The organism is Parachitinimonas caeni (assembly GCF_030129945.1).
GTDB lineage: Bacteria > Pseudomonadota > Gammaproteobacteria > Burkholderiales > Chitinimonadaceae > Parachitinimonas > Parachitinimonas caeni.
The window spans coordinates 58464-77737 of sequence record NZ_JARRAF010000013.1 but is presented as its reverse complement, the minus strand read 5'-3'; the positions used below and the strand labels follow the sequence as shown (position 1 = coordinate 77737).

The window sequence follows — 19274 nt, the reverse complement described above, 5'->3', positions numbered from 1 at the left end:
GTGCAGCGACATCCCCACTTAGCGAACAAGGTTATTCGGATTCTTGCTGACAACCATTCAGCAACTAAGACATTGGAAGGAAAACACTATGGGTAAGATTATTGGTATCGACCTTGGCACAACCAACAGCTGCGTGGCAGTTCTGGAAGGTGGCAATGTCAAGGTCATTGAAAACGCCGAAGGCGCACGCACGACTCCGTCGATCATCGCTTATGCCGAAGATGGTGAAATTCTGGTTGGCGCACCGGCCAAACGCCAGGCGGTTACCAATGCCCGCAACACTCTCTATGCCGTAAAGCGTTTGATCGGCCGTCGCTTTGAAGAAAAGGAAGTACAAAAAGATATCAGCCTGATGCCTTACACCATTGCCAAAGCCGACAATGGTGACGCATGGGTAGAAGTACGCGGCAAGAAGATGGCCCCTCCGCAAATTTCAGCGGAAGTGCTGCGCAAGATGAAGAAGACCGCCGAAGACTATCTCGGCGAAGAAGTGACTGAAGCCGTCATTACCGTTCCCGCTTACTTCAACGACAGCCAGCGCCAAGCTACCAAAGATGCAGGTCGGATCGCAGGTCTGGAAGTCAAACGGATCATCAACGAACCAACCGCCGCTGCACTGGCTTTTGGCTTGGACAAGAAGGGTTCGGGCGACCGCAAGATTGCCGTGTATGACCTGGGTGGCGGTACTTTCGATATTTCGATCATTGAAATTGCTGATGTCGATGGCGAAATGCAGTTTGAAGTGTTGTCCACCAACGGCGACACCTTCCTCGGCGGTGAAGATTTTGACCAACGCCTGATCGACTACATCGTGACCGAGTTCAAGAAAGAACAAGGCACAGACCTGTCGAAAGACGTACTCGCGCTGCAACGCCTGAAAGAAGCTGCTGAGAAAGCCAAGATTGAGCTGTCTTCCAGCCAGCAGACCGAAATCAACCTGCCTTACGTCACCGCTGACGCAACGGGCCCCAAGCACTTGGCCATGAAGATCACCCGTGCCAAGTTCGAATCGCTGGTTGATGACCTGGTTGAGCGCACCATTGAGCCTTGCCGTATCGCAATCAAGGATGCGGGCGTCAAAGTTAGTGATATTGATGACGTGATCCTGGTTGGCGGTCAGACTCGCATGCCCAAGGTCATGGACAAGGTCAAGGAGTTCTTCGGTAAGGACCCTCGCCGTGATGTGAACCCAGACGAAGCCGTTGCCGTAGGCGCTGCGATTCAGGGTTCAGTTCTGACGGGTGACCGCAAGGACGTACTGCTGCTCGACGTGACGCCGCTGTCGCTGGGTATCGAAACCCTCGGCGGCATCATGACCAAGCTGATCAACAAGAACACCACGATCCCTACCAAGGCCTCGCAAGTGTTCTCGACCGCTGACGACAATCAGGCAGCCGTAACCATCCACGTTCTGCAGGGCGAGCGTGAAAAAGCGTCGGCCAACAAATCGCTGGGGCAGTTCAATCTGGAAGGCATTCCCGCTGCTCCGCGTGGCACACCACAGATCGAGGTGATTTTTGATATCGACGCCAACGGCATCTTGCATGTTTCCGCCAAGGACAAAGCCACTGGCAAAGAGAACAAGATCACCATCAAGGCCAACTCGGGTCTGTCGGAAGACGAAATCCAGCGCATGGTGAAGGATGCCGAAGCCAACGCCGAGGAAGACAAGAAGCTGCACGAGTTAGTGCAAGCCCGTAACCAGCTGGAAGGTCTGATTCACCAAGTGAAGAAGAGCCTGACCGATTTCGGTGACAAGATCGGTGCCGATGAAAAGGCAACGATTGAATCAGCCTTGAAGGAAGCGGAAGAAGTGGTCAAGAGTGATGACAAGGACGTCATTGATGCCAAGTCCGAAGCGCTGATGAAGGCTTCCCACTCGCTGACTGAAAAGATGTATGCCGCCCAACAGGGCGCTCAAGCTGGCGCAGCACCAGGAGGAGCAGAAGCAGCGGGCAAGCGCGATGACGGCGACGTCGTAGACGCGGAATACACTGAAGTCAAAGACAACAAGTAAGCGTAGTGCCAAGATCTTCCTGCAGGCTGCGCAAGTTACGGGCCGGATAATTTTCCATTCGTGCGCACACCGGCATTCCGATGTGCGCAAACGGGAAAATCCGGCACAAACTGCGCAATTGGAGGAAGATCCGGGTTTAGCCCGGCTCATAGGCCACCAGCCGGAGTCGGGCTTTCTCGTCAACACCCTACCGGGAGGCGCAATGACACAGCAACGGCTGCAATTTCCACCACGTACGGCTTTTTTCGAGACGCTGAAGTCTCGGGTTGATGGCTATTTGCAGGCGGAAGGCAAACGGCCCACCGGTAATTGGCGTCTCGCTGCCAAGGCATTGCTGGCGCTGGGGGCCATGTTCGGTGGCTATGTCTGGCTGGTGTTTTTGACAGACTCCCTGTGGCAAGCCGTGCTCGCGGCGTTTGTCATGGTGCAGGGTATGGTGCTGACCGCGTTTGGCGTCATGCACGACGGAGCGCACGGCAGCCTGTCGCGCCGGCGCTGGCTGAACTGGCTGGCTGGCGCTACGATGGATGTGCTGGGCAGCAGCAGTATGTTGTGGCGACAGAAGCACAACATGCTGCATCACACCTACACCAATGTAGATGGGAAGGACGACGATATCGCCATCGGTAGCTTGATGCGATTCAGCCCGAGCCAACCCAGAAAACCCTGGCATCGCCTGCAACACTGGTACGCGCCACTGCTGTATAGCCTTCTGTCCTTGTACCTGCTGTTTTTCAGCGACTTTCAAAAGGTCTTCACGGGTCGCATTGGTGAAACGGCCCTGCAACCCAGAAAGTGGTGGGAGTTACCGTACTTTTTCAGCGTAAAGCTCGCTTATTTTGCTTATGCGTTGCTGGTCCCGATGCTGCTGCATCCCTGGTGGCTGGTGCTTAGCTTCTTTATTGGCATGCATCTCCTGTTTGGTCTGACACTGTCTCTGGTATTCCAGCTTGCGCATACCGTCGAAGGGGCTGATTTTCCACTACCCGATGCCAATGGCCTGATGCCGTACGACTGGGCCGAGCATCAGCTGCGCACCACCGCCAACTTCGCCCCAGGCAGTCGTCTGGTGAACTTCTACACTGGCGGACTGAATCATCAGGTCGAGCATCACCTGTTCCACAAAATGAGCCATGTACACTACCCGGCAATCAGCCGGATTGTGCGTGACACCTGCCGTGAGTTCGGCATCGTTTATCACTCTTTCGGCACCACACGTGCGGCAATCCTGGCTCACTTTCGCCACCTGCGCCGCATGGGGCAGCCGGTCTGAACGCCTGCAAGGTTTTGAACCATGTCCAAACAAGATTTTTACCAAGTCCTCGGCGTCAATCGAGACGCTAGCGAAGACGACATCAAAAAGGCGTATCGCAAGCTTGCGATGAAGTATCACCCTGACCGCAATCAGGGCGACAAGACCGCCGAAGAGAAATTCAAGGAAGTCAAGGAAGCCTACGAGATCCTGTCGGATGCGCAAAAGCGTGCCGCCTATGATCAGTACGGCCACGCTGGTGTTGACCCTCAAGCTGGTGGCGGCTTTGGCCCCGGCGGCTTTGGTGGTTTTGCTGATGCGTTTGGTGACATCTTTGGTGACATCTTTGGCGGCGGCGGCGGTCGTGGCGGTCGATCGAATGTGTATCGAGGCTCCGATCTACGTTATAACCTTGAGGTAACCCTAGAAGAGGCTGCCCGAGGTACTGAATCTCGTATTCGCATCCCTACTCATGAAGAGTGCGAGACCTGCCATGGTTCAGGTGCTAAACCCGGAACCGAGGCAAAGACTTGCTCCACCTGTAGTGGGCATGGGCAAGTCCGCATTCAGCAAGGATTCTTCTCACTGCAGCAGACCTGCCCAACCTGCCACGGTACCGGCAAGGTTATTCCAGACCCGTGCCGCGATTGCAGTGGCGCTGGCCGCAAAAAGACCCACAAGACCCTGTCGGTCAAGATCCCTGCCGGTGTAGACGAAGGTGACCGGATACGCCTGTCGGGCGAAGGCGAGGCCGGCGTCAATGGCGGTCCGCCGGGAGATTTATACGTCGTCATCCACGTTAAGCAGCACCCGGTCTTCCAACGCGAAGGCAATGATCTGCATTGCGAAATGCCAATCAGTTTCACCACTGCAGCTCTTGGCGGTGAGATTGAGATCCCCACACTGGATGGTGCAGCAAAGATCAAAATCCCCGCAGAAACCCAAAGTGGCAAAGCATTCCGCCTCCGTGGCAAGGGCATCAAGGGTGTACGCAGCAGCCTGCAAGGAGACTTGCTCTGCCATGTCGTCGTTGAAACCCCCGTTAATTTGACCGAACGACAGAAAGAACTGCTACGAGAATTTGACATGATCAGCCAGGGGGACGCTGCTACTCATAATCCTCGGGCCAAATCATGGATGGATAAGGTCAAAGAATTTTTCAGTTAAAACCCATCGCCAAGGCTCTGCGTCTGACGGTCCGGGGCCTTGAACATTCGTCGTCAATCAATCATTGATCTCGAATGGCTTTGCCAAAATGCAAAACCCCCGCCTAGCTCTTTCAAGCTAGGCGGGGGTTGCCATTTGTGGCGATTTCGCCACAAACATCCTATCTGCTGTGCTTAGTATCCAGCGCTGACAGCTTGCTGCAGCCAGCTATCAATCAGCCCCAAGTCCTTCACGTCACCAGCAGCTTGTGGATCGACATAGAACAGGCGGCCATCCTTGGTCCCGAGATAAGCACCGTTTGCATACTTACGATACTTATAGCCCCCCCAAGACTCCGTCTTACTCTTGGCTCCTGGAAAGTAACTTGCATAAACACGTTCAGCCCAGCCAAACAGCCGAGCAGAGGAATCCATGGCACTGGTATCCGGTGTCCCCAACTTCAACTTGTCGATACCACCTTCCCCCTTCACCAGAATCGGGGAATTCTGCGCAAAGCTGGTATAGCCAAGACCCAGTTGTCCCCAGAAGTTGGAGCCCCAAGACACCAAACTTCCGTCCGTCTTCAACGCAAGGGTGTGCTCACCGGCATGGGTTGCAATCTGCGCAACACCTTTTAGAGGGGGCGAATCTGCGGCATTGCCAGCCAGGACTGGGCGCGGGTTCGATCTATCTGTGTAGGTACCATCACCAAGATCGCCTTTGACGTTGTAACCCCAAGCCCATACCGAACCATCATCAAACAGCACGGCAGAGTGATATTCACCTGCAGCAATAGAAATTACTCGGCCAGGAGCCTCGGAGAAAGTAACCTTTGCCGGAGTATCAGTATCCGCCTGGGAAACTTCCGGACGCCCAAGCTGCCCTTTATGGTTCCACCCCCAAGACCAGACCTGCCCAGCAGTATCAAGCGCCAAAGCGTGATACCCACCTGCTGCAATCTGGACAATATTAGTCAGCGGTTCTCCATTATCAAAATGGACTTGGTTTGGCCACTCGGTACAGATATCGCTGTAGAGAGTCGTCTCTTTGGTTCCACACGCCCCCCCAAGCACAATAGTTCTGTTATAAGAAAAATTCGCAGCAGTAGTATTTAGCTTACTTAATGCTGCTTGGGCAGTTGCCAGCTGCGCCTGAAGTGTTGCCAATTTAGTCGGATCAGTTTCCGCTGCAATCTGTCCTTGCAAAGTCGTGATCTGCGTCTGTAGGGTCGCGGCTTGGGTAGCAGCACTAGCGGACATTCCATATACGACACCCAATTGACCTCGGCTTCCGTCCCCCCATGCCCACACCGAACCATCCCGCTTTAGAATCAATGTGAAATTCAAGCCCGCAGCAGCCGCAATCGCGCCATAGAAATTCGGCACTTGCACAGGTGTTGGCTGATTCTTAAGTGCAGATTGCTGATCCCCCAACTGCCCGCGATCATTCAAGCCCCAAGACCAAACCGTTCCATCATGCCGGACTGCCACGGTATGAAACCAGCCTGCAGACGCCGCCGTGACGCCATTGAGACTCCAAACCTGCTGTGGACGACCCGGAGCTTGGGGCGTATTGCCAAGCTGACCGAAGGAATTATCGCCCCACAGATAAAGATTGCCATCCTCGGCAATTGCCAAGCTATGGTCGCCCCCTGCCGCGATCTGGCTGATGCCGGCAAAGGCGGAAATTCCACCAGGAACTGTCCGATTCTGAAAAGAACCATCGCCTAACTGCCCGGAGTTGTTCCAGCCCCAGGTACGTACAGTGCCATCGCTACGCAGGGCCATGCTATGACCGCCGCCAGTTGCGATCATCGGAGTAACCGCCAAAGCCGAGCCAGCCAGTGCCGCGGAGACGGCGCCGCAGAGCAAGGCATGACGCAGGGTAAATACTTTATTCATAAGGGGTCTCCCGTAAGCCGAATCAATTGTTTGATTCGGTGATTGCAAGCAATTCTTGTGCAAAGACGCAGCCTTTGCTATCGACTGCCACCACAAGCCAGCCACATCAACGCGTGGCGTAAAGATATTCCTGTGTAATATTAGCGGAAACCTGAAATCCTCAAAACCAATCAGCCTTGTGCTCGCCCAAAAGTGGCAGATTCATGCGCTATTTCGGCAGCTTCTTCGCGAAATTGAGGAAATGACTTGGTAATATTATCGAAATGAATAAGCGTCATTAGAATGATGCCCGGTTTTTAAATAATGGCCAGCTCAGGAAAGCGCCCTCCCAAACCCGCCTCTCCCGTGTCATTCCAGCAAAAGCGACAGGCCGTTGCGTAGAGTTGGCGAAAATCAATCTGATATCGAAGATTATCGGCATCCAGATCTGTGAAATCGGGTGCACTTCCGAAAAAGCCCCCTTTTACCTTACCACCTAGTGCAAAGTGGACATTCGCCGTCCCATGATCTGTGCCGCCACTACGATTTTCTGCCACCCTTCGACCGAACTCGGCATATGTCAGCACCAAGCAATCTTGCCAGATAGACAGCTCGCGCAAACCACTGCGTAGCGCAGATAAGCCTTCGGCCAGCTCTTTCAACAAGCGATCTTGTATCTGCCGTTGATTGGAGTGGGTATCAAAGCCACCCAGAGTCAGTCGGAGCGCACCGATATTGCGATTGATAGCCAACACTTCACAGGCCGTTTTTACTGTCTTGCCAAAGCCATGTTCAGGGAATGTAGTCTGCAGTGCGGCGTTTCCACCAAGCCCCTGCGCAGCACCCCGGATGTCATTTTCTATCTTCAAGAGGTGAGCCAGCGCGGGATTGGTTGCGGGCGCGGCACCGGCCGCCAGCCTTGCCTGTTTGATAAAGCTTGCCGGGTCACTCAGCACCAATGCCCGCGCCCCACCAGCTAGCGGACCCAGTTCCTGACTGCCGAGAATCACGCCATCCGCGATCATGCGAGAGGCCAGTGGCAGATGAAGAAATTGCCGGCTCAACCAGCCTTGATTCAGGTACTGCTGACTATTCGAAGCGGTTTCCCAGATTTCAATGGAACGAAAGTGCGACAAATTTGGGGAGGCATAACCAACGCCTTGAATCACAGCCAATTCACCTTGTTCCCATATCGGAAGCAGTGCTCGCATCGCCGGGTTGAAACCAAGTTGGTGATCCAGGCGAAGGACATCGGCCGCCGGAATTGCCAACTTGGGTCGGGCTTGATAGTAGAGCCGGTCAGTGTAAGGAACCACTGTATTGAGCCCATCATTGCCGCCTTTTAACTCGACCAATATCAACAGCCTGTTGGATGCGTGACTACCGACATTCGCCGCCCCACTAATACTCGGCAATCCGCTCAGCCCTACTAGGCTCAGATTAAGGAACTGACGACGATTCATCACAACCTCACTTCAACTGGTAATAAGGGTGCTGCAACAAAGCAGATATTCGGTCCGATGCCGTACCCACTGGCAGTGAATCTGCCGGCAATGGTAGTAACAGACGGGTGGCCCGCACCATGTCGTTCCCAAGTTGATCCAGCCAGCGACTCAAATGCAACTCCATTCGTGCCCGTCGGTTTTCAAATCGGCGAGAGTCAGCCTCAGCATCCCCACGCATAGGAGGACCAACAAAGGGGCGCAATAATGTCTGTTTGCGCAAAAGCAGAGTCTGGCTGTTTATCCAGGCATCACCTCCCGGCCACCCTTTTACATTGGGGGGATTGAACAAGTCCTGGCCCATCGCCCGGTTCACTTGGATCACCGGGCGCCAGTCCGGTGGGCGCAATTCAAAAGTCCGCAGGGTACCAACCGTCAATTCGATGGGAGACTTAACCAAACTGCCCCGATTGGCACCCGCCCAAAAGGCTTCGCTCATAAAGAGACCTTGCAGCAGCGGCTTGATCTGATAGCGGTTGCTTCTGAAAACTGTTGCCAGGCGTCTGACTTCGCGCTCATCAGCCACAGGCGACACAAACTCACGCCATAACTTCCGTGTGATGAAATCTGCCGTCTCTGGCCGACCCAGCAGCAAATCGAGCACATCATCCCCATCAAAATTGCCGGTCTGCCCAAGGATCGTTTTGCTGCCATCGTCGTGCTGATTTCGTCGAAAGCGAAACTCCCCGCTATCCCGATCCACCCCCCAGCCCGTGAACGCCCGTGCCGCTTCCCGAATGTCGTTCTCGGTATACCGCCCCTCTCCCAACGTGAACAACTCCATGACCTCACGGGAAAAATTCTCGTTGGGCTCCCCCTTCAGGTTTCTCACGCCATCCAGATAAATCAACATTGCCGGATCTTTGGCGGCCCCATGCAGCAGATCAGAGAAACTGCCAAGTGCATGCTGCCGTAGCAGCAAGTTCTGTCGATACATCAGTTGACCATGCTTGACCTTCTGCATGGACGAGGTGAAGTGGTTGTGCCAGAACAAGGTCATCCGCTCAGTCAAAGGCGACGCAGTGCTAGCCATTTCGGCCAACCACCAACCACGTAGTTCAAAGCCTCGTTGTTTCTGCTCCTCCAGGCGCATGACCTTCTCTTCCTCGGTCATCGCCTCACCGCGCCGCGACAATGGTTCGTTCACCCAGCCAGGAGGCGGAGTCATGGCGACCGACTGAGCCTGGGCCAGCAACTGATCAACCGCCATTGCACGCTCAAGCCGTGCAAACATCGTCACTTCCTGCGGACTCGCACCAAAACCACTCCGGTTCAACAAATGGCGAGCCCCCTCCTCTCCGAGCGGAGCGGCAAATCCAATACGCGCAAACAGCAATAAGCCATAAAGAACAAAACGCATGGCACACCTCTGGTAGAACACGCCCAACCAACAACAAGCAAGGGCAACAACAATTCGGGACGAAAAGCGAAGACTGCCTTCCACGCCCCCGGAAAACAATCTGCCAGCAAGATCCGGGTTTGCCACTGCACGCCACCTCTTCATCAATCAGGCAATGCTCGACGAAATCGGTAGTTTTGTAGTACAAGCCGGCAGCCAACCTATTGGGATCACTCCAGTTCAAGCTTTGCCATCGCGTATCGCCAGAAAGACGCAATCAAGCTCGATAGTCAGCCAGATACTTGCAGGCCATGGGCTTTTCTCTCTGACAGCGCTTGCAGCTGCGAAATGGACTCCGAAAGGCAAACTGGCATGATAATTAAGCTTATCTGCCGACCTGGCTTTGCCCTAGTACCTGCCAAGTAAAATTCTGTAAATGCGATGATGTCAGCCTATGTTTCAATCATCGGCAAGCCGGATCAACATTGCGCAGGCCACTGTGTTAACTCTGATTGGATGAGGAGTAGCGAGTATGAAATTGATGCCATATACCGTGCTGGCAGCATCGGCACTGCTGATACAAACCGCATTTGCCGCACCAACGCAAGAACTGGTTTTTGGCTTCACGGCTTTAAGCGTCAAATCCGAAGCAGAAATTAAGAATGAAATCGCACAATGGCAACCTATGCTTGATGCCATGTCCAAGCAGCTGAAGGTTAAAGTCACTGGCGTGGGCAGTACCAAAGCTGGAGACCTGGTCGAGCGGATGAAGAAGGGCGAGGTTCATGTTGCACTCATGGGCAACGTCCCGGCACTGGATGCCTTGGTTCAGGCGAACGCTCAGGTTTTTGGCCAGGTTATCAAGATAAAAGGTGGAGATAGCTACCAGTCGCTAATCATTGCTCATAAAGACAGCAAGCTCACCAACCTTGAACAGATGCTTGCCAGCAACAAGCAATATTCGCTTCAGCTTGGCGACGTGAAATCCACCTCTTCAACCCTCGTCCCGCTGTATTACGCCTTCAGCCGCTACCGCGTGACCCCTGAGGAAGTATTCAAAAAGGTGACTCGTGGCAACCACAAGCTCAACTTCCTGGCCGTTGCAAACAAAGAGGTTGACGTCGCAACCGTCGCTTCTGACCTGCTGGAAGGGGACTACAAGGAAGAAAACGCAGCCGAATACGCCAAGGTAAAGGTCATCTGGCGTTCAGACCCACTCAAGAACGATCCTTTGTTGTATCGCAAAGACCTGCCTGCAGACATGAAGCAGGCTGTTGAAAAATTCTTCCTGGGCTATGGCAAGGCCCCAGAAGAAAAAGCGACTCTCAAAGAAGCTCGTGGTCTGACAGGATTTAAAAAATCCACCAATGCGCAGCTGCAGCAGGTTGCCGACATTGAGCTGTTTCAAGCCCAACAGAGCCTGATGCAGGATGAAAAGCTGACAATGGAAGAGAAAAACAAAAAGCACGAGGAAGTCTCGCGCAAATTCGCCGATCTGCAGCGTTATCTGCTTACCAAGTAAATTTTTCCTTCCCCGCCGAGCATCAGACCAAAGCCCGATACTCGGCGGCGGCTTGCAACAGTAAAAATCCCAATTGTCATAATTGTATGATTTTGCTGGTAAATTTGTCGCATACAGAAATTTCCTTTGCTATTATCAGAGGCTTTAGTCGATAGCCATTAGGGAAAGCACAGATGCGACTTGCGAATTTGATCGGCCTAGCCTTCGCTATTCCAGTGTTCGCTGGCGCGGCTCCTGCCCCCAAGGGCGAGCTGGTCGTTGGCATGACATTTTCCGACAGCCGAAACAACTCGGATGCCAAGGAAGAGCTGTCGAAATGGCAACCCATCTTTGACGACATGGGAAAGCGGTTGAAGATGACCGTTTCCGGTTATGTTGCAAGCAAGCACGATGATCTGCTGGCGCAGATGAAAGCGAACAAAGTCCAGGTGGCGATCATGGGGCATGTCCCAGCACTGGAGGCCGTATCGCAAGCCAATGCTCAGGTATTTGCCCATGTGGTCAACCTCAAGGGCGGTGGCGGGTTTCAATCTTTGCTGATTACGCACAAAGATAGCGAAATCAATACGATCCAGGATTTTCTTTCACAACGCGGCAAGTACACCTATCAGACGGGCGAAGCACAATCAACGTCTGGCGCACTGATTCCCAACTACTACGTATTTGGCCGCAACAACGTCTCGCCTTCCCAGGTGTTCAAGAAAGTCAGTGTTGGCAATCACAAGGACAACTTCATGGCAGTTGCCATGCATCAGGTCAGTGTCGCCAGTGTGGCCTCGGATTACCTTGAAGGGGAATTCAAAGACGAAAACCCGATGGAATACGCAAGTATCAAGGTCATTTGGCGCTCAGAAGCCATCCCGGCGGACCCGGTCCTGTACCGCCGTGATCTGGATGACGAAACCAAAAAAGCCATTGAGCAGCTGATCTTCAGCTATGGCAAAGCCAGCCGTGAGCGAGAAATGCTTAAAGAAGCACGCGGTATTATTGGCTTCAAGCGTTCCAGCAACAAACAATTGAGCCGGATTGCTGATGTTCTGCTCTTTCAGGAACAACAGCTGGTAATGAACAATGAGCGCATGGCAGATGCCGACAAGTTCAAGCGTTCTGTTGATATCACACGAAAATTCTCTGACCTGCAAAAGTACCTGATGATGGATTAAGCGCAAAGAAAACGGCCAATGCCCAACAAGCATTGGCCGTTTTCTTTGATAGGCCGGGACCAGCTTCGTTATATCCAATGCGTAATCAGCAAAGCTGCCAACAAACCGGCCAGAATCGCCAACCAACGATTACGTCTTTGTTGTTCCTCCAGCAATAGTGTGGTCGTCTTGAGTAGCTGTTGCTGATGCTGCTGATTCGCCAGCTGCACCAATGCTCTAGGTAGTTGGGGCAGGGTCTCTGCCCACGTAGGCGCTTCGTGCTTGATCTGACGGATCAGTCCACGCCAACCGATCTGCTCATTCATCCACCTCTCAAGAAAAGGCTTGGCGGTTTGCCAGAGGTCAAGGTGCGGATCAAGCTGACGCCCCAAGCCTTCAATATTCAGCAACGTCTTCTGCAACAATACGAGCTGTGGTTGAATTTCGACATTGAAGCGACGTGATGTCTCGAAGAGGCGCAGCAAAACCTGCCCGAACGAAATCTCAGCTAGGGGCCGATCAAAAATCGGCTCGCACACAGTCCGTACCGCCGCTTCCAATGCCTCGACATTGGTCCCTTCCGGCACCCACCCCGACTCGATGTGTGCCGTCGCGACCCGCTTGTAATCTCTTTGGAAAAACGCCAGAAAATTGATGGCCAGATAACGTTTGTCGTAATCCGACAGGCTGCCCACAATGCCAAAATCGAGCGCGATATAGCGATTATCAGGTGCTACGAAAATATTGCCGGGGTGCATGTCTGCATGGAAAAAGCCATCACGAAACACCTGGGTGAAAAAAATCTCCACGCCGAAGCGGCTTAGCTTGCGCAAATCAATTCCTGCCGCCTGCAATTCAGCAATCCGGGAAATGGGAATGCCCTGCATCCACTGCAGAACCAGCACCTCGCGACTGGTGTAGTCCCAGAATACTTCAGGCACCAGCAGCATATCGGACCCTTGGAAATTACGCCGCAGCTGACTGGCATTGGCTGCCTCACGTTGCAAATCGAGCTCATCGTGCAGATAGCGGGAAAATTCGGAAACAACCTCGCGAGGCTTGAGGCGCTTACCATCGGCGAAGATTTTTTCCACCAGCCAAGCCATGACCCGCAACAAGCTCAGATCATGCTCAATGATGATCCCTATGCCCGGCCGCAGCACCTTGACGGCAACCGACCGCCCATCGGCAAACTCGGCGTAATGCACCTGCGCCACCGATGCTGAGGCCACGGGGATCGGATCAAAACGCGAAAACAGCTCGGTTGGCTTGCGCCCAAGATTGGCCTCAATCACTGCTTCGGCCACGCTAGATTCAAAGGGCGGCACACGGTCCTGCAGCTTCGCCAGCTCATCAGCCAGATCGGGTGGCATCAAATCACGCCGGGTAGACAAAACCTGACCGAACTTCACGAAAATGGGGCCAAGAGACTCCAGTGCCAGCCGCAATCTGACTGCTCTGGGCTGGTGCAGGTTACGCCAGAACAACACCGTCTTGACCAGCTTTTCAAGCCCGCGAATCCGCTCGTGACCTAATAAAAACTCGTCAAGTCCATATCGGATAATGGTGTAGAGAATGCGTAACAAACGAAGCACAAACATGAGGCACTCAGAACTAGGAAACAGACCGCGGCAAGTGTACCCGAGGCCGTGAGGGGAAGCCCGCCTACCTTGACCGCCGGATTCGGAAGAGACAGGGCGTTGAGGAATAGTTGGTGTTTACTCGCGACTGGAAATGCCTTCTATCACCGTCAGATCTTCAAGTGCCAGGCGGGATTCCAGCGCCTGTCTGGCGACACGGTAACAATCCTCGACATGAGCATTGCCCAACGCCTTCATTGCCGCAAAACTGACGCTAGCAGAAAGCACCGATCCGAGTACCGGTACGAAGCGCGTCACCATGCGTGAACTCACAGTCAGCCCCATTTTGGTGAGCACTTTCAGAATGATCTCACGGGTGATGAACCGCCCGATCAACTCGCTGCCGATGCTGGTCACTGCAATCAGAATCACACGCTTGGCCTGTGGGTCCATCGTATCGAGCTGTTCGTGGCTCAAGCCGAATCGACGGTTGATTTCAGGAATCATGGCAACCAGTATTGCCGCATCGGTCCCGATATCGAGGCCCGGTAGCGGTACCGCTGCCGCGCCAGCGGAAATCGCAGCACGCGAGGTTACAAACCGGCGGCACTGCTCTCTGACGGCTTCCAGTTCATCCAGCGTGTTGATCAGCATGGTCCAAATTCTTCTCTAATGTCTTCTCCGGTGACTCCAGCGCCTCAAGGCGCTTTTCCAGTCGGGCAACATCATCTCGCAAAGATTCGATACCGCCGAACAGCTGCTCGGCGGTCGGCCGTCTTACCAGTAGACGAGCTTCCTCACTCCAGTACTCTGAAGCGCTGTCTGCCAGATTTCGGACCAACCGCCCCGGATCGCCCACGGCATCGCGCGCAGTCTGCGCAAGCCGATGTGCGGCAACATCACCGACGACCCGAGACAGATCTTGCTCCGCATCCCACTCCAGGCTGGCGATCACTTGCCCCAGCTCAGTCGCAAATGGCAAATCGCCCGCAAAGCCAATTGCCTGACGTGCCGTCGGATCTTTCAATGCCAAGCGAGGCAGCAGAAATGGCGAAATTGTCAGGGTAGCGTCAGGGCTTGCGCTGGCGTTATCAGAAATCTGGCCGTCCGCCTCAATTTTGAATGACACGCGAAACGGCAGGACGACGATGCAAGCTGTCTTGCCGGCATGACGAGCAAGATCCGCCCTAAGGTGCGCATTCTGCGCAAGCAGATGCCGCAATGGCGCTATACGGAACATCAAATTCTCCTATTTGGCTCCAACACAAGCACATCCGGTTCCGATCTTTCAACGGGCGATCGTATTTCGCATACAGACATTCAACCTGCACTGTGCTTCAGATTAGTCCGCAGCAGATTCACGGCAAGTCCGATAAACATCCACCCCGTCAGACGGTTGAGCCAGCGGGCCAAGGTCTGACTGCGCCGCAAATAGCGCCCCATCTCAGCCGAGAAAAACGCCAGCATCAGACACCATATCAAGCCGTTTACCGTAAAGAGGGTTCCCAGTAGCAGGAAAGGGAGTGGGCCGTTAGCCACTTTGGCATCAATGAACTGTGGCAGGAACGCCAGGAAAAACAGCGCGACTTTCGGATTGAGGAGATTGGTCAACCAGCCCTGCCACAGAATGCGCCGGCCACTGACAGCCGGATCAACACTGAAGTCTGGCTGCGCCGCGGTCTGGCGTAACAAGCCCCAACCCAACCAGACCAGATAAAGTGCGCCGACCCATTTCACGATCGTAAATGCCAGTGCTGACTGCGCCAGCACGGCGGATAAACCCAGGGCAGCCAATACCGTATGCGATAGAGACCCTAGTGCGATGCCGACTGCTGACAACACTGCTGCCTTGCGCCCTTGGGCCAATCCTCGCCCGACGATGTAGAAGTTATCCGGCCCTGGCAACAGATTCAGCACAAGGCCGGCCGCGACAAAAGTGCCCAGGTTGTCGATACCCGCGAGCATCTGGGCCTCAGCGGGTGCGATGCGTTGGCAGCATCACCGCCAGCCCCGCCAGGATCACAAACAAGGGCCACCAGCGGCCGAAACTCAACCCCAACAGGAACAAGGTTGCCACCATGCCGCAGGCGATGCCGCCCACCAGCGCACTGGTCACCTCACCGGTAAAGTACCCGCCATTGGCCTGAAAGCGTACCCAGGCACGATGCAGTTGCAAGACAGTGGGAATCAGCAGGAAAGTCGCCCACCAGTGATCGAACCAGATAAACGAGAGATCGACGCCTAGGTTGCGCGCCAGAAACAAGGCGCCAACCAGAACAATGGCCAGACCGGCCAGCAAGCGGGACATACGACCTTCCTTTATTTGAGGTGTCTCGGACATTTCGCTCATGCGCAGCTCCATTCAATGCCAGCACGCTGTCGCACCGTGTATTCAGGTTCTTCGAGAAAGTGATGTCAGAACTTGAATCCCTTGTGCAGCGCCACCACGCCGGCCGTCAGGTTGAAGTAATCAACTTTGCAAAACCCTACATTGCTCATCATCTGCTTCAGCTCTTCCTGGCCTGGATGCATACGGATCGATTCGGCCAGATAGCGATAGCTATCCGCGTCATTGGTTACCAACTTGCCCATCTGCGGCAGCAGTTTAAAGCTGTAAGCATCATAAACCGGGGCCAGCGGTTTCCAGACTTTGGAAAACTCCAGCACCAGCAGGCGCCCACCCGGCTTAAGAACCCGGTACATCTCGCTCAGCGCGACATCTTTGTGGGTCATGTTACGAAGGCCGAACGCCACGGTAACGCAATCAAAGTAATCGCTGGGAAACGGCAGTTTTTCGGCGTCGCATTGGGCTACTGGCACGGTAAAGCCCCTATCCAGCAGGCGATCACGCCCCACGCCCAGCATCGAGCTGTTGATGTCGGTCAGCCAGACTTCACCGGTCTTGCCCACGCGCTTGGCAAAGGCGGATGACAGATCGCCGGTTCCTCCTGCGATATCCAGTACCTTGTGACCCGACCGCACGCCACTTTGTTCAATGGTAAAAATTTTCCAGAGCCGATGCAGACCACCCGACATCAGGTCATTCATCACATCGTATTTGCGCGCCACCGAATGAAAGACTTCGGCGACTTTCTGTGCCTTTTGCGACTCTTCGACTGTCTCAAAGCCGAAATGGGTTGTAGGTTCGCTCATTTCAAATGCTCCAGTAAATCAGGAAGGGTCACGCGAAGCGCCAGCAGCGGCCAATTGGTCGAGGTAGCTCTGCCAGAGTGCTGATTGGTTCTTCCCCAGTTCATACAGATAATCCCAGCTATAGAGGCCGCTATCGTGGCCATCGCTGAAAATCAGTTTGACCGCATAGTGCCCAACCTGCTCAATAGCGCGGATGCCTACATCGCGCTTCCCTACCTGCAGCACAGCCTGATCGGGCGAATGACCACGAACTTCGGCTGATGGACTGAAAACGCGCAGGTATTCGCATGGTAGGCTGAAATGGCTGCCGTCATCGAAAGCGATGTCAAGCAGGCGTGATTCACTGTGCAGGGTAATTTCGGTTGGATTGGGGGTGTTAGGCGTCAGGCCAGACATAGATCTTGAGAAACTAAAAATGTGGGCAGACTGCGATGATACCGTGCGCCCTGCCAGTTTTCCCAACAGAGCCCTCTGTCATCGCCTCAAGATATGGGCCAAACAGGGCATCCGACTGGCCCAATGTGTGCGGCCGCAACGACCCGCATCGATACTTGTAATATTAACGTCATGCGCGCTACTTAAGCTTGCAAAGTTCCCGCCGACACAAATGAGGTTTTGCACCCATGGCTGCCAATATTCTGCTGGTGGAAGATGAGCCGGCAATTCAGGAGTTGATTGCGTTCAATCTGCAACAGGCAGGTCACCATGTCCTGAGGGCCGACTCCGCCGAAATCGGGATGAACATGGTCCGCAATGCCCTGCCTGACTTGGTATTGCTCGACTGGATGCTGCCCGGCATGTCGGGCGTCGAGTTTGCCCGCAAGCTGCGTTCCGACGAGCGTACCCGCACCGTCCCTGTCATCATGCTGACCGCCCGCTCCGACGAGCACGACAAGATCCACGGACTGGAAAGTGGTGCGGATGACTACATCACCAAGCCCTTCAGTCCGAGGGAGCTGCAGGCACGCATCAAGGCAGTCCTGCGCCGGCGTGCCCCGCAGATGACCGACGACACCGTTGAAGTCAAAGGCCTGAAACTCGACCCTGCCACCCACCGAGTTTCGGGCAACGGCTCGCCTGTCGAGCTGGGGCCGACTGAATTCCGCCTGCTGCATTTCTTCATGACCCACCCGGAGCGCGTTCATTCGCGGGCACAGTTGCTCGACCATGTCTGGGGTGACCATGTGTTTGTTGAAGAGCGGACAGTGGATGTTCACATCCGCCGCCTGCGTTCCGCTCTGGAGCCCACAGGCCATAACGAGTTGATTCAGACCGTGCGCGGCACGGGCTATCGGTTATCAGCGCACGTATAGGCTGATGCCGACAGGAGGTTGGTTTGCAAGGTCATGAAGGTTCAAAGCCGCGAGGGCAGCCATGATGCGCTCGCTGGTGTATTGGTGGCGTACCGCGAGCGCCCTGCTGGCTGGCGCTTTGATGGCAGGCATCGTTTATCTCTTTGCGGGGCCAGTTACCGCGCTCTGGGTGATGCTGATCATCACCCTGCTGGTTCTGGCCATTCACACCCGCAATCTGGTGCGGCTGGGCAACTGGCTGACCGACCCGCAGCAGGACACGGTGCCAGAGAGCTTTGGTGCCTGGGATATTGTTTATAACCGCCTCTATCGTCTGGTGCGGGCCCAGCACAAAAGTCAGCGCATGCTGTCGGCTGCGCTTGATCGCTTCGTGCTGGCAGGCGAAGCCATGCCGGAAGGCGTGGTAGTTCTGGATGAGCAGAACCGGATCGAATGGTGCAACCCCAAAGCCATGCTGCATCTGGGCCTGGATCGGCGACAGGATCTGGGCCAGCAGATTTCCTATCTGGTCAGGCAGCCCGCCTTCAATGCATATCTGAGCGCCCAAGACTTTGGCCAGCCGATGATCCTGCGCAATCTGCGAGGCAATGAGGTGGTGTTGTCGGTACAGCTGGTGCCCTTCGACTCGACCCGCAAGCTTCTGCTGTCTCGCGACATCACGCAGATCGAACGGGTACAAACCATCCATCGCGATTTCGTGGCCAACGTCTCACACGAACTGCGCACCCCGCTGACCGTGGTTGGCGGCTTCATTGAAACCCTGATAGACATTCCCGATATCGACCCGCAACTGCGGTCACAGCAACTGCGCCTGATGCATGAGCAGGCGATGCGTATGCAACGGCTGGTTGAAGACCTGCTGACCCTGTCACGGCTGGAAAACGGCGTGGATATTCGGGATGAGCGCTTCGAAGTGGCAGAGCTGGTCAAACTGGTCGCTTCTGAAGCGAGAGGGCTAAGCCAGGGCAGGCACCAGATCACACTGAGCATTGACGACTCCCCGCCGATGTACGGCAGCTACGATGAATTGCACAGTGCCTTTGGCAATCTGGTGTCCAACGCCGTGCGCTATACGCCGGATGGCGGCGAAATCCGCGTCAGCTGGAAATACGATGCCACAACCGCACAAGGCAGCTTCTCGGTCGAGGACACTGGCATCGGTATCGATCCCATCCATATTCCTCGCCTGACCGAGCGCTTTTACCGGATTGATCGGGGCCGCTCTCGCGCCACCGGCGGCACAGGGCTCGGCCTGGCCATTGTCAAACATATCGTGCAACGCCATCAGGCCAAGCTCGATATCCAGAGCGAACCCGGCAAAGGTAGTCGCTTTTCCATACAGATACCGGCTAACCGACTCGCTACCAGTCTGGTAGACGCACACAAATAGCCGGATCGCTGCGCTATCGCGCACGGAATTCGGGGATT

The 19274-nt window shown here is 54.7% G+C and carries 17 protein-coding genes; 7 read left to right on the top strand and 10 right to left on the bottom strand.

The annotated features are described in order from the left end of the window. Window positions 1-88 precede the first annotated feature (88 nt). From dnaK to dnaJ, 3 genes are all read left to right on the top strand, one after another. Window positions 89-2017 (top strand): molecular chaperone DnaK, encoded by a 1929-nt coding sequence (dnaK, locus tag PZA18_RS12670; protein ID WP_284101213.1) that lies wholly within the window; start codon window positions 89-91, stop codon window positions 2015-2017. A 202-nt stretch (window positions 2018-2219) separates the two neighbouring features. Then, window positions 2220-3290: a fatty acid desaturase family protein gene (locus tag PZA18_RS12665; RefSeq protein WP_284101212.1), complete on the top strand. Its 1071-nt coding sequence runs from the start codon at window positions 2220-2222 to the stop codon at window positions 3288-3290. 21 nt (window positions 3291-3311) lie between these two features. After that, window positions 3312-4436 carry a molecular chaperone DnaJ gene (gene dnaJ, locus PZA18_RS12660; RefSeq protein WP_284101211.1) on the top strand — a complete coding sequence of 375 codons (1125 nt, stop codon included), beginning with the start codon at window positions 3312-3314 and terminating at the stop codon, window positions 4434-4436. Window positions 4437-4609: 173 nt separating this feature from the next. On the opposite strand, the gene PZA18_RS12655 is transcribed toward dnaJ, so the two are convergent. The 3 genes from PZA18_RS12655 to PZA18_RS12645 form a co-directional block, all read right to left on the bottom strand. Then, window positions 4610-6316 carry an RCC1 domain-containing protein gene (locus PZA18_RS12655; protein ID WP_284101210.1) on the bottom strand — a complete coding sequence of 569 codons (1707 nt, stop codon included), beginning with the start codon at window positions 6314-6316 and terminating at the stop codon, window positions 4610-4612. Window positions 6317-6612: 296 nt separating this feature from the next. After that, the gene (locus PZA18_RS12650) at window positions 6613-7758 is read right to left on the bottom strand and encodes a DUF1501 domain-containing protein (protein ID WP_284101209.1); all 1146 of its coding nucleotides are present in this window, start codon (window positions 7756-7758) and stop codon (window positions 6613-6615) included. A gap of 7 nt (window positions 7759-7765) precedes the next feature. Further along, window positions 7766-9157 carry a DUF1800 domain-containing protein gene (locus tag PZA18_RS12645; protein WP_284101208.1) on the bottom strand — a complete coding sequence of 464 codons (1392 nt, stop codon included), beginning with the start codon at window positions 9155-9157 and terminating at the stop codon, window positions 7766-7768. Window positions 9158-9668: 511 nt separating this feature from the next. On the opposite strand from PZA18_RS12645, the gene phnD (PZA18_RS12640) reads away from it, so the two are divergent. Next, the gene (gene phnD / locus PZA18_RS12640) at window positions 9669-10658 is read left to right on the top strand and encodes a phosphate/phosphite/phosphonate ABC transporter substrate-binding protein (protein ID WP_284101207.1); all 990 of its coding nucleotides are present in this window, start codon (window positions 9669-9671) and stop codon (window positions 10656-10658) included. Window positions 10659-10831: 173 nt separating this feature from the next. Beyond that, complete coding sequence (gene phnD, locus PZA18_RS12635; protein ID WP_284101206.1) at window positions 10832-11821, top strand: phosphate/phosphite/phosphonate ABC transporter substrate-binding protein; 990 nt, start codon at window positions 10832-10834, stop codon at window positions 11819-11821. 68 nt (window positions 11822-11889) lie between these two features. Here the strand turns inward: phnD (PZA18_RS12635) and ubiB are convergent, their stop codons facing one another. From ubiB to PZA18_RS12600, 7 genes are all read right to left on the bottom strand, one after another. Then, entirely contained in the window at window positions 11890-13401 is a 1512-nt protein-coding gene (gene ubiB, locus PZA18_RS12630; protein WP_284101205.1) for a ubiquinone biosynthesis regulatory protein kinase UbiB, read from the bottom strand. A gap of 117 nt (window positions 13402-13518) precedes the next feature. Next, a complete protein-coding gene (locus PZA18_RS12625) occupies window positions 13519-14034 on the bottom strand; it encodes a hypothetical protein (RefSeq protein ID WP_284101204.1) in 516 nt (171 codons plus the stop codon). After that, entirely contained in the window at window positions 14012-14620 is a 609-nt protein-coding gene (locus tag PZA18_RS12620; protein WP_284101203.1) for a ubiquinone biosynthesis accessory factor UbiJ, read from the bottom strand. The genes PZA18_RS12625 and PZA18_RS12620 overlap by 23 nt, the downstream gene beginning before the upstream one ends. 80 nt (window positions 14621-14700) lie before the next feature. Beyond that, on the bottom strand, window positions 14701-15345 hold the full coding sequence (locus PZA18_RS12615) for a LysE family translocator (protein WP_284101202.1): 645 nt from the start codon (window positions 15343-15345) through the stop codon (window positions 14701-14703). 7 nt (window positions 15346-15352) lie between these two features. After that, the gene (locus tag PZA18_RS12610) at window positions 15353-15730 is read right to left on the bottom strand and encodes a LiaF transmembrane domain-containing protein (protein ID WP_284101201.1); all 378 of its coding nucleotides are present in this window, start codon (window positions 15728-15730) and stop codon (window positions 15353-15355) included. 65 nt (window positions 15731-15795) lie between these two features. After that, entirely contained in the window at window positions 15796-16533 is a 738-nt protein-coding gene (gene ubiE, locus PZA18_RS12605; RefSeq protein ID WP_284101200.1) for a bifunctional demethylmenaquinone methyltransferase/2-methoxy-6-polyprenyl-1,4-benzoquinol methylase UbiE, read from the bottom strand. An 18-nt stretch (window positions 16534-16551) separates the two neighbouring features. Next, the gene (locus PZA18_RS12600) at window positions 16552-16929 is read right to left on the bottom strand and encodes a DUF971 domain-containing protein (RefSeq protein ID WP_284101199.1); all 378 of its coding nucleotides are present in this window, start codon (window positions 16927-16929) and stop codon (window positions 16552-16554) included. Window positions 16930-17156: 227 nt separating this feature from the next. On the opposite strand from PZA18_RS12600, the gene phoB reads away from it, so the two are divergent. Together phoB and phoR are read left to right on the top strand one after the other, a co-directional pair. Further along, on the top strand, window positions 17157-17846 hold the full coding sequence (gene phoB / locus PZA18_RS12595) for a phosphate regulon transcriptional regulator PhoB (protein WP_284101198.1): 690 nt from the start codon (window positions 17157-17159) through the stop codon (window positions 17844-17846). A gap of 61 nt (window positions 17847-17907) precedes the next feature. Further along, window positions 17908-19236, top strand: a complete 1329-nt coding sequence (phoR, locus tag PZA18_RS12590; protein ID WP_284101197.1) for a phosphate regulon sensor histidine kinase PhoR — start codon at window positions 17908-17910, stop codon at window positions 19234-19236. The last annotated feature ends 38 nt before the right edge of the window (window positions 19237-19274 follow it).